General features: G+C 71.1%; 10 protein-coding genes. 1 reads left to right on the forward strand and 9 read right to left on the reverse strand.

Annotation, left to right across the window (positions count from 1 at the left end):
* Positions 1–71 precede the first annotated feature (71 nt).
* The 9 genes from H2038_RS14520 to H2038_RS14560 form a co-directional block, all read right to left on the reverse strand.
* The gene (locus H2038_RS14520) at positions 72–530 is read right to left on the reverse strand and encodes a DUF6173 family protein (RefSeq protein ID WP_292114774.1); all 459 of its coding nucleotides are present in this window, start codon (positions 528–530) and stop codon (positions 72–74) included.
* A gap of 28 nt (positions 531–558) precedes the next feature.
* Complete coding sequence (gene rodA, locus H2038_RS14525; RefSeq protein WP_292114777.1) at positions 559–1722, reverse strand: rod shape-determining protein RodA; 1164 nt, start codon at positions 1720–1722, stop codon at positions 559–561.
* Entirely contained in the window at positions 1719–3800 is a 2082-nt protein-coding gene (gene mrdA / locus H2038_RS14530) for a penicillin-binding protein 2 (protein WP_292114780.1), read from the reverse strand. The genes rodA and mrdA overlap by 4 nt, the downstream gene beginning before the upstream one ends.
* The gene (locus tag H2038_RS14535; RefSeq protein ID WP_292114783.1) at positions 3797–4315 is read right to left on the reverse strand and encodes a hypothetical protein; all 519 of its coding nucleotides are present in this window, start codon (positions 4313–4315) and stop codon (positions 3797–3799) included. Before H2038_RS14535 ends, mrdA begins: the two co-directional genes overlap by 4 nt.
* Entirely contained in the window at positions 4312–5355 is a 1044-nt protein-coding gene (gene mreC, locus H2038_RS14540) for a rod shape-determining protein MreC (protein WP_292114788.1), read from the reverse strand. The genes H2038_RS14535 and mreC overlap by 4 nt, the downstream gene beginning before the upstream one ends.
* Positions 5356–5493: 138 nt before the next feature.
* On the reverse strand, positions 5494–6534 hold the full coding sequence (locus H2038_RS14545) for a rod shape-determining protein (RefSeq protein WP_092310269.1): 1041 nt from the start codon (positions 6532–6534) through the stop codon (positions 5494–5496).
* A 238-nt stretch (positions 6535–6772) separates the two neighbouring features.
* Complete coding sequence (locus H2038_RS14550) at positions 6773–7393, reverse strand: glutathione S-transferase N-terminal domain-containing protein (RefSeq protein WP_292114795.1); 621 nt, start codon at positions 7391–7393, stop codon at positions 6773–6775.
* A gap of 50 nt (positions 7394–7443) precedes the next feature.
* Entirely contained in the window at positions 7444–8169 is a 726-nt protein-coding gene (locus H2038_RS14555) for a VTT domain-containing protein (RefSeq protein ID WP_292114798.1), read from the reverse strand.
* A gap of 57 nt (positions 8170–8226) precedes the next feature.
* A complete protein-coding gene (locus H2038_RS14560; RefSeq protein WP_292114801.1) occupies positions 8227–8916 on the reverse strand; it encodes an alternative oxidase in 690 nt (229 codons plus the stop codon).
* A gap of 194 nt (positions 8917–9110) precedes the next feature.
* Here H2038_RS14560 and H2038_RS14565 point away from each other — a divergent pair, with 194 nt between their 5' ends.
* A complete protein-coding gene (locus H2038_RS14565; RefSeq protein ID WP_292114803.1) occupies positions 9111–10328 on the forward strand; it encodes a pyridoxal phosphate-dependent aminotransferase in 1218 nt (405 codons plus the stop codon).
* The last annotated feature ends 142 nt before the right edge of the window (positions 10329–10470 follow it).

Genomic DNA, 10470 nt, shown 5'->3' on the forward strand with positions numbered 1-10470 from the left:
GTCCGCAGCACCAACCCGAAGTAGCCTCGGCTCTCGGTCCTCCCCCGCAGGGGGAGGACCGAGAGCCGAGGCTACTTCGGGTTGGTGCTGCGGACCATTTCGGAGAGCTGGAAGCCGATGCGGCGGGCTTCGCGCTCCTCCGGCTTCTTGCGCGCGTTGAGGAGGACGTTGATCTGGGCGTGGTGCTGGATCAGGCGCACCGGCCGGCCGTCGGGGTTCTTGCCGGTGAAGAGGATGAAGTCCGGCCCCCAGAAGCCCACGTCCTCGATCTGCATGGTGCCGTCGCCGGGGACGCCGACGATGTGGGCGGCGATCTCCTCGTCGCGGTCGAGGCCCTTCTCGAAGTCCTCGATCAGCTTCGACAGGCGGACGAAGGCCCATTCGGCGGGGTTCTCGCGCATGCGCACGCCGTCGGTGAGCGCGGCCGCCCGCTCGGGCGAGGCGGCCGGCAGCAGCGGCCGGGGACAGGGCTCGTCACCCCAGTCGGGGACGAATTTCGGCAGGGCGGAATCGGTCTTCGGATCGGTCATGCCCGAGGCTAACGCGCGAGGCGGCCGATCAGAACAGGCCGTGGCCCTTCGGCAGCTCGGCGTAGCGGTGAACGCGCGTCGACAGCACCAGGCCGAAGCCGAACATCACCGTCATCATCGAGGAGCCGCCGTAGGACAGCAGCGGCATCGGCACGCCCACGACCGGAGCCATGCCCATCACCATGGCCCCGTTGATCAGCACGAACAGGGCGAAGAAGGCGGTCATGCCGGCGGCGGCGAGCCGCCCGAAGTGGCTGTGGGCCAGGGAGGCGATGCGCAGGGCGATCAGAATGACGGCCACGTAGCAGGCCAGCACGGTGAAGGAGCCGACGAAGCCGAACTCCTCGGCCACGGTCGAGAAGATGAAGTCGGTATGCCGCTCCGGCAGGAACTCCAGCTGGCTCTGGCTGCCGAGGCCATAGCCCTTGCCGAGGAAGCCGCCGGAGCCGAGGGCGATCTTGGACTGGATGATGTTGTAGCCCGTGCCCGAGGGGTCGGCCTCGGGGTCGAGGAAGGTCAGCACGCGGTTGCGCTGGTACTCGTGCATGCCGAACATCACGAACGGCGGGATGGCGACCACGGCGGCGGCGGCGCCGGCGGCGATGACCCGCCAGCTGAGACCGGCCATGAACATTATCGCCGCCCCGGTCAGGCCGATGATCATCGCCGAGCCGAGGTCCGGCTGCTTGGCCACCAGCAGGAACGGCAGGCCGATCATGCCGGCCGGGATCAGCAGCTTCCACGACCAGCGCGCCTCCTGGGCGCTGTGGTTGTGGTACCAGCGGGCCAGGGCGAGCACGAGGCCGAGCTTCATGAACTCGGCCGGCTGGATGCGGGTGAAGCCGAGGTTCAGCCAGTTCTTGGCGCCGGCGCCGGCCGGCTGATAGCCGAGCGGGGTGAACTCGATCATCAGCACCAGCACGAGCAGCACGCCGTACAGCGGGTAGGCGGCGCGGAACCACCACTTCGGGTGGACCATGGCGAGGACCAGCATGGCGATCAGCAGGCCGCCGAAGCGGATCAGGTGCGGAGCGGCCCACGGCGTCCAGCTGCCGCCGGCGATGGAATAGAGCATGCCGGCGCCGACGCAGGCGATCACGGCCAGAAGGCTGATCAGGCGCCAGTCCAGCTCGGCGACCTTGGTCGACAGCCGGTCGCGTTCTCCCGGACGGGTCAGGGCGGAGGCGGTCATCGGGGCGGCTCCGCCAGGTAGGGCCGCGGTCCGGCGGGCGCCGCGGGCGGCGAAGGCGCCGGCGCCGGGGGCGGCGACGCGGCGGCCTCCACGGCGGTGACCTCGCCCCCGGGGCCGGTCCCGCCCTCCCCCTCGTCGACGCCGGCGGGCGCCTGGGGCTCCGGCGGCAGCGGGCGCTCGATGCGGGCGCGCATGTCGGGGTCCTTGAGGAGGACGGTCTTCATGATCTCGCGCGCCCGCGGCGCGGCGTCGGCCGAGCCGCCGGCCGGGGCGTGCTGGATGATCAGGGCGATGGCGTAGCGCGGCGCGTCGTGCGGGGCGAAGGCGACGAACAGGGCGTGGTCCCGCCGCGACCACTGGGCGTTGCGGGGGCCGCGCGACTCGCCGGGCTTGTAGTCGCGGGACTGGGCGGTGCCGGTCTTGCCCGCCATCTGGATGTCGCCGAGGCCGAGCTGGGAGGCGCGATAGGCGGTGCCGGTGACGTCATTGGCCACCGCCGCCATGCCGCCGCGCACGATGTCGAGGTGCTCCTTCGAGAACGGCAGGTCGCCGAAGGCCGCGCCCGAGGGACGTTCGTCCGACCCCACCGACTTCACCAGGCGCGGGTGAATCGCCTTGCGCCCGTTCGCCAGGCGGGAGGTCATCACGGCGAGCTGCAACGCGTTCACGGCCAGCTGGCCCTGACCGATCGCCACATTGAGGGTCTCGCCCGGATACCAGGTTCCATCGTCGTCCCAGCTGGTCGAGGCCGCGTAGTCGCGCTTCCACTTCGTGGACGGCACGATGCCCTTGGACTGGCCCGCGATGCCGATCTCGTAGACATGGCCGAAGCCGAGCTCCCCGGCGACGCGAGCGATCCGGTCCACCCCGGCCCGGTTGCACAGGTGGTAGAAATAGGTGTCGCACGAGTTCTTGATGGCGTTGTGCATGTCCATCGCGCCGTGCCCGCCGCGCTTCCAGCACCGCCAGGTGTTGCTGCCGTAGCGGTACGCCCCGGTGCAGACCACGCGCTCCGACGGGTCGATGCCGGCGTCGAGCAGGGCCAGGGCGGTGGTCATCTTGAAGGTCGAACCCGGCGGGAAGGTGCCGTAGATCGCCTTGTCGAGCAGCGGCTTGCGCTCGTAGTCGCGCAGCGCGTTGTAGATGCGCGTGGGCACGCCGCTGACGAACAGGTTCGGGTCGAAGGACGGCGCCGAGACCATGCACAGGATGTCGCCGTTGCGGACGTCCATCACCACGCAGCCGCCCGACTCCTCGCCGAACACCTCGAGCGCGCGGTTCTGGACGTCGGCGTCGAGGGTCAGCATCACGTCCTTGCCGGGCACCGCCGGCCGCGAGCCGCCGACGTCCTCGGCCACCACCCGGCCGCGGGCGTCGACCTCGACCCGGTTGCCCCCGGCCTCGCCGCGCAGGTCGGAGTCGAAGGCCTTTTCAACGCCCTGGCGGCCGATGCGGAAGCCGGGGTTGTAGAGGATCTCCGGGACCTTCTCGCCGCGCTCCTCGATGGCCTTGATGTCGCGGTCATTGGGCTTGGCGACATAGCCGATGACATGGGCGAAGGCGCCGCCGAACGGGTAGAAGCGCGCCTCGTGCATGTCGGCCATCACGCCGGGCAGCTCGTTGGCGTAGAGGTTGACGCGGGCGAACTCCTCCCAGGTCAGGTCGCTCTTGACCGGGACCGGCGAGAAGCGCGGGGCGGCGTTGACGTCGCGGATGATCGAGCGGCGGCGCTCGAGGGTGTCGGGCAGCAGCCGCCCGAGCAGGTCGAGGGTCTGGTCGAGATCGCGGGTCTCGTCGCGCACCACCAGCACCCGGAAGCTGGGCCGGTTGCCGGCGATGACCACGCCGTTGCGGTCGAGGATGCGGCCCCGCGGCGGCGGCACGAGGCGGAAGTTGAACTGGTTGGCGGCGGCCTGGGTAGCGTACTCCTGGGCCTGGATCACCTGCAGCTGGGCCAGCCGGCCGGTCAGGGCGAGGCCGCCGAGGGCGGTCAGCCCCCCCAGCACGAAGGTGCGGCGCAGGAAGGAGCCCTGCCGCTCGTTCGGGTCGGAGAAGAAGATGGCGGGTTCCGAACTCATCGGAACCTCACGTCGCCGTCCTCGAAGCGCTCGATCATCCGGTCGGCGAACGGGAACAGCAGCAGGGTCGGGACGACCTGGCCCAGCAGGGCGAGGATGGACGGGGGATTGCCGGCCAGCAGGGTGGTGATCAGCCAGGCGGCGCTGAAGGCGAGGCCGCAGCCGGCGGCGTACCAGACGAACAGGACGGCGGTTTCCTGGCCGATCAGGAAGCTGCGCGAGCCCAGCACCACCGCATAGATGGCCAGCAGGGCCAGCGGCCACAGGCCGAGGGGGCCGTACCAGAAGACGTCGAGGAACAGGCCGAGGGCGGTCAGCACCAGGGGCGCGATGATCGACGGCCGGATCAGCGGCCAGGCGAAGGCCAGCACCATGGGGGTGACCGGCTCGGGCAGGCTGAGGCCGAACAGCTCGATCGGTGTGGCGAGCACGATGGTGGCGGCGACGGCGATCAGGGCCGGGATGAAGATCCACTGGACCGGACCGACGACGCGGACCGCGACCGGGCGTCTCATTCGGGCGCTCCCGCGGCGGGCGCGGCGGCGGTGGCCGGGGCCGGCGCCGGGGCCGGCTCGGCGGCGCGCTCGAGCGCGGCCCGGGCGGCGGCGGCGCGCCGGGCGGCGGCGTCGTCGATGGCCGCGGCCTGGGCGGCGGTGGCCTCCGGCAGGGTCTCGAGGGCGGCGAGCGGCGGCGCGTTCAGCGCCTCGGGCCCGACCAGCTGGCCGAAGTCCTCGAACAACAGGACACGGACGTAGTCGATGGCGCCGCGGTCGCTGAACAGCTTGACCCGCCAGCTGCCGTCGACGCCGCGGGCGGCCACGCCGATCGGCAGGCCGCGCGGGAAGGCGCCGCCGTCGCCGGAGGTCAGGATGCGGTCGCCGGGCTGCACCGAGCCGGCGCCGCGGACGAACTCGAGCCGCGGATTGCCGGAACCGTCGCCGGTCAGGATGGCGCGGGCGTCGCTGCGGTCGACCAGCACCGGCGTGCGGCTGGCCACGTCGGTGAGCAGCAGCATGCGGCTGACGTGCGGCGAGGTCCCGACGATGCGCCCGACGAGGCCGTGCTCGTTGATGACGGGATTGCCGATCTTGATGCCGCGCGCCGCGCCGATGTCGAGCAGGCGGGCGTTGGAGAAGGGGCCGCGGGAGTCGGAGACGGACCGGGCGGTGCGCATCGGCACCGGCGGCTCGGGCCGGATGCCGAGCATGGCCTCGTAGCGGGCGTTGATGTTCTTCAGGGCGATGGCCTGGTCGCGCCACGGCTCCAGCTCGGCCAGCTGGCGCTTCAGCCGGCGGTTCTCGGAGACGGCGAAGAAGTAGCCGCCGACGCCGTCGGCGAGGTGGCCGAACCAGCGCACCGGGGCCGCGAACACGCCGCCGACAGGACCGGCCACGGTCTCGACGCCCGCGCGGGCGGGCTGCCAGGTCGAGCCGGCTCCGCGCTGGTCGCTGACGAGGAGCAGCACGGCGCCGACAGCGCAGGCGACCACGGCCACGGCCGCGGTCCACACCAGCGGCACCTTGAGATTCTCGAACGGTCCGTCGCGGAACGCCACGGCGCGCCTTCCTGGAAAGAGGGAATCGGCGGGACGCCCCCCGCCGTCAGACCCAGCCTATCGCAAAAACCGGGCCAGATGGGAACCGGCGTTACCCCTGCGATGACAGGGATTTGAGGCGAACTGATGAAGCCGCCGTCAGAGCGCCGAGTCGAGCACGCCCTTCATCCAGCGCGGGTGTTCGAGCACCCGGCCGCAGCCGATGGCGACGCACGACAGCGGGTCGTCGGCGACCGAGACCGGCAGGCCGGTGTGGTCGCGGATCTCGGCGTCCAGACCGCGCAGCAGGGCCCCGCCGCCGGTCAGCATGATGCCCTTGTCGGCGATGTCGGCGGCGAGTTCGGGCGGGGTGGCCTCGAGCGCCACCTTCACGGCCTCGACGATCTGCGAGACCGGCTCGGCGAGGGCCTCGGCGGCCTGGCGCTCCGAGATGCGCACCTCGCGGGGCACGCCCTGCATCAGGTCGCGGCCCTTGACGTCGATCGACAGGCCTTCGCCGTCGGCCGGGATGCGGGCGGTGCCGATGTCCTTCTTGATGCGCTCGGCGGTGGTCTCGCCGATCAGCAGGTTATGGTTGCGGCGCATGTAGGAGATGATCGCCTCGTCCATCTTGTCGCCGCCGACGCGGACCGAGCGCGAATAGACGATGCCGGACAGGGACAGCACGGCCACCTCGGTGGTGCCGCCGCCGATGTCGACGACCATGGAGCCGGTCGGCTCGTGGATCGGCAGGCCGGCGCCGATGGCCGCGGCCATGGGCTCGTCGATCAGGCCGACACGGCGGGCCGAGGCGTTGAGGCAGGAGTCGTTGATGGCGCGGCGCTCGACGGCGGTGGCGCCGGAGGGCACGCACACGATCACCTTGGGGTTCACGAAGCCCTTGCGGTTGTGAACCTTGCGGATGAAGTGCTTGATCATCTCCTCGGCGACCTCGAAGTCGGCGATGACCCCGTCGCGCATCGGGCGGATGGCTTCCATGTGGCCCGGGGTGCGGCCCAGCATCTGCTTGGCCTCTATGCCCACCGCGTGGACGATCTTCCGTCCACCGACGTTTCGCAGCGCGACCACCGAGGGCTCGTTCAGCACGATGCCCTTGCCCTTCATGTAAATGAGGGTGTTGGCGGTGCCGAGATCGATGGCGATGTCGTTCGAGATCGCGCCGAAGACGTGGGAGAACATGGGCCTGGGATACCGTTCGTTCGGGCCTGAGAGGGCGTGGGTCTGACCTGATCCGCCCGGCGAGGCCCCGGCTGCGCGCATCCCCTTACGCGCCGCCTCCTGATCGTCTTCGCCTGACCGACCGTCGGCCCGTTTGCCCGTGTGCGGAGGCGATTACAAGTCCTTGTGCAAGCGCGCCGACATCATCGGCAGCTTGGCCGTTCACGTTCCCGTCAGCCAAGCTTGCGGGGCCCCGGTTTCAGACGGGCTGGAGCCCCTCCATGTGCAGCGCCTTCTGGATGCAGGGCCGCGACTGGACCAGGGTCAGGTGGGCGTTCAGCTTGGGAAAACGCTCCGGGTCGAGAAGGTGGTTGCTGCGCAGCCACCGGCTGAACACGGAGAGGTAGCCGTCGGCGACGGTGTAGCGTTCGCCGAGCACCCAGGGCCCCTTCAGCAGGCGGCCTTCGACGATGTCGTACTTCGCCAGCGCCGGCTCCAGCGCCTTCGCCCTCGCCTCCCCTTCGAGCGGCGGGCGGGCGAACAGCACCTTGCCGATCGCCGGGTGCAGGGACGAGCCGAGGAAGCCGTTGAAGGCGTGCAGCCGCGCCAGCTCGAACAGCGCGTCGGGCGGCGGGAGCAGCTCCGCCTCGGGGTGGGTCGCGGCCACGTACCACATGATGGCGAGGTTCTCGGTCAGGACGCCGTCGTCGGTGACGAGGGCCGGCGTCACGCCGGCCGGATTGACGGCGAGATACTCCGGCGTCCGCTGCTCGCCCTTCGACAGGTCGATCCGCACCAGGTCGTAGGCGGCGTGCGCCTCCTCGAGGGCGAAGTGGGAAGCCATCGCGCAGGCGCCGGGGGAATAGTAGAGCTTCAGCATGGACTCTCCTCCGGGGGTCGATCCCGTGAGGAACGCCGGAGACGGCGGTTCTATCCCTCCGCGGCCCCGCCGCCGGACCGCTCCCGGCGCCTGACCCACTCCCGCACCGCCAGCATGGCCCCCAGCCAGACCACGGCGACCGCGGCGAGAATCAGCGAGGTCCAGACGCCGTCGCCGGACACGGCGGAGACGACGGCGCCGCCGAAGAAGGCGACCAGGGCCGTCTTCGGCAGCACCCCGAGGGCGCAGCCGGCGAGATAGCTCCAGAAGTTGGCCCGCGTCGCCCCGAAGGCCATGTTGACGACGATGAACGGCGCCGAGGGCACGTTGCGGATCATGAAGCTGGCGTAGAAGGCGTTGCGGCCGACGAAGCGCTTGAGCCGGGCCAGGGTGCGGCTGTCCAGCCGGTCGATGAGCCGCGCCGTGGGGCCGCGGCCGAGCCAGTAGGTCACGCCGGCGGAGACGACGGTGGCCACCCAGCTGTAGGCGAAGCCGAGATTGGGCCCGAAGGCCACCACGCAGGCGGCGATGAGGATGAACTGCGGCGCGCCGATGAAGGCCGACAGCACGAACAGGACCACGGTCGCGGCGAAGGCCCAGGGACTGCCGGCGTAACCCTGCAGCCAGGCCTCGAGCTTCGCCTCGGTGGCGAGGCCCAGCTGGCTCTTGCCGACGACCAGCAGGCCGACGGTCGCGCCCAGCAGCAGGACCGCCGCCAGCGCGGTGCGCCAGCGGCGGCCCTCCATGTTGAGGATGAAGTCGAGCAGGCGACGCATGGCCTGTGCCTAGCACCGCCGGGGGAGCGGCGGAACAGAGCCGCCGCCCGGCCTGCGTCAGGCGGCGAGCTTCCAGGTCGGCTCGAGCGCCGCGTGCGGCGGGCACGGCGCGACCTCCGCCGCGGGCAGGCCGCCGAGCTCGTTGGCGTAGCCGTGGTTGACGTCGCGGTGGTGGGCCTCGTCGGCGCGGACCACCAGCACCACGTCGCGCAGGGTGGCGTCGTCCGGCAGGCCCCAGTAGCGCTTCGCGATCGCGGGCGCCGGCACGTTGGGGCTGCGGCCCTCGTCGATCTCGGCGAGGTAGTGGGTGTAGCTGATCACCGCCTCCTCCTCGAAGTAGCCGACGACCCGGTGGGCGGTCTTCGCGTGCACCAGGTAGAGGGCGAAGAAGAACAGGTAGAAGACCCACTGCACCGAGACGATGACGAAGCGCTCGAACAGGGTCGGCTTCGAGATCTCGATGAAGGTCATCAGGTGCATGCGCTCGTTTTCGGCCTCGTCCATGAGCGTCTTGATCCACCCCCGGTCGTCGCACATGCGGCGCAGGCAGCTGAGGTGGTTGATGGTGGCTCCGACCATGCCCGGCACGGCCGCGACGGTCTCCAGCACCACGGCGCGGTGGCCGTAGCGCCTGGCGAAGAAGGTATCGGCGCAGAAGCGCAGCAGCTTGGTGAAGCCGAAGGCCACCCGATCGGACAGCCCCCTGGGCTGGTGGTGGACGGACAGGTCGACGAGCGGGGCGGTCATGACGGTACTCCTGCTGGGCCAACGCCCTACAGCCGGCGTCGGATGGCGGCGGTGTAGTCGCCGCCCGCCGGCCCCGACATTCGGGTCTTTCCACTAGGGGATGTCCCGACGGGGGATGTCCCGCAGAGCGCGCGCGATTTGCCCGCCCCTTCGCAACTGCGTAAGGATCGCCCGCCTTCGCCCCGGGAGTCGCCATGTCCAGTCCGTCCGCCCCGCTCCAGTCCGCGGCCCTGGCCCGCGTCAAGCCGTCGGCGACGCTGGCGGTGACCGCCCGCGCCCGGGAGCTGAAGCGCGAGGGGCGCGACGTGATCGGCCTCGGCGCCGGCGAGCCGGACTTCGACACGCCCGAGAACGTCAAGGAGGCGGCCATCGCGGCCATCCGTCGGGGCGAGACCAAGTACACCGACGTCGACGGCCTGCCGGAGCTTAAGGCGGCGGTGGCGGCCAAGTTCGCGCGCGAGAACGGCCTGACCTACCGGCCGGACCAGATCCACGTCGCCCCGGGCGGCAAGACGGTGATCTACAACGCCTTCGTCGCCACCCTGTCGCCGGGGGACGAGGTGATCGTGCCGGCGCCCTACTGGGTCAGCTATCCCGACATGGTGCTGCTGGCCGGCGGCGAGCCGGTCACCGTGGTCGGCCATGAGGCGGACGGGTTCAAGCTGAAGCCGGCCGCCCTGGAGGCGGCGATCACCGCGCGGACGAAGTGGCTGATCCTGAACAGCCCGTCCAACCCCACCGGCGCCGCCTACACCCGCGCGGAGCTGGAGGCGCTGGCCGCGGTGCTGCGACGGCATCCGCAGGTGTGGGTGCTGACCGACGACATGTACGAGCACCTGATCTACGGCGACTTCGATTTCGCCACCCTCGCCCAGGTCGCGCCGGACCTCGCCGACCGGACGCTGACGGTGAACGGGGTGTCGAAGGCCTATGCGATGACCGGCTGGCGCATCGGCTATGCGGGCGGGCCGAAGCCGCTGATCGACCTGATGCGCAAGGTGGCCGGCCAGACGACCAGCAATCCCTCCTCGATCAGCCAGTGGGCGGCGGTGGAGGCGCTGAACGGGCCGCAGGACTTCATCGCCGAGCGGGCGAAGCATTTCGAACGCCGCCGCGACCTGGTGGTGTCGATGCTGAACCAGGCCTCCGGGGTACGCTGCGCCACGCCGGAGGGCGCCTTCTACGTCTATCCCTCGATCGAGGGGCTGATCGGCAAGACGACCGAAGGCGGCGCCGTCATCGACAGCGACGACGCCTTCGCCGCCGAACTGCTCGACGCCGAGGGCGTCGCGGTGGTGCAGGGCTCGGCCTTCGGCCTGTCGCCGTACTTCCGGGTCAGCTACGCGACCTCGGAAGAGGTGCTGGAGGAGGCCTGCCGGCGGATCCAGCGCTTCTGCGGGTCGCTGCGATAGGGTCCGGCGCTCACCTCCCCTCGAGCGAAGGCGAACGGGGAGGACGGCCCCGCATCAGCGGGTCAGGCGACGCCGGCCCATGGGGCCGCCCCCTCCGATCGCCTGCGCCGCCCCTTCCACCATCCCTCGCCTGCGGCCCGGA

The organism is Brevundimonas sp., assembly GCF_013912005.1.
Classification (GTDB): Bacteria; Pseudomonadota; Alphaproteobacteria; order Caulobacterales; family Caulobacteraceae; genus Brevundimonas.

What these genes read in the sequence shown, in the direction of transcription:
- H2038_RS14520 (WP_292114774.1), bottom strand. Translation starts at nt 530, where the DNA reads ATGACCGATCCGAAGACCGATTCCGCCCTGCCGAAATTCGTCCCCGAC.
- rodA (WP_292114777.1), bottom strand. Translation starts at nt 1,722, where the DNA reads ATGACCGCCTCCGCCCTGACCCGTCCGGGAGAACGCGACCGGCTGTCG.
- mrdA (WP_292114780.1), bottom strand. Translation starts at nt 3,800, where the DNA reads ATGAGTTCGGAACCCGCCATCTTCTTCTCCGACCCGAACGAGCGGCAG.
- H2038_RS14535 (WP_292114783.1), bottom strand. Translation starts at nt 4,315, where the DNA reads ATGAGACGCCCGGTCGCGGTCCGCGTCGTCGGTCCGGTCCAGTGGATC.
- H2038_RS14545 (WP_092310269.1), bottom strand. Translation starts at nt 6,534, where the DNA reads ATGTTCTCCCACGTCTTCGGCGCGATCTCGAACGACATCGCCATCGAT.
- H2038_RS14550 (WP_292114795.1), bottom strand. Translation starts at nt 7,393, where the DNA reads ATGCTGAAGCTCTACTATTCCCCCGGCGCCTGCGCGATGGCTTCCCAC.
- H2038_RS14555 (WP_292114798.1), bottom strand. Translation starts at nt 8,169, where the DNA reads ATGCGTCGCCTGCTCGACTTCATCCTCAACATGGAGGGCCGCCGCTGG.
- H2038_RS14560 (WP_292114801.1), bottom strand. Translation starts at nt 8,916, where the DNA reads ATGACCGCCCCGCTCGTCGACCTGTCCGTCCACCACCAGCCCAGGGGG.
- H2038_RS14565 (WP_292114803.1), top strand. Translation starts at nt 9,111, where the DNA reads ATGTCCAGTCCGTCCGCCCCGCTCCAGTCCGCGGCCCTGGCCCGCGTC.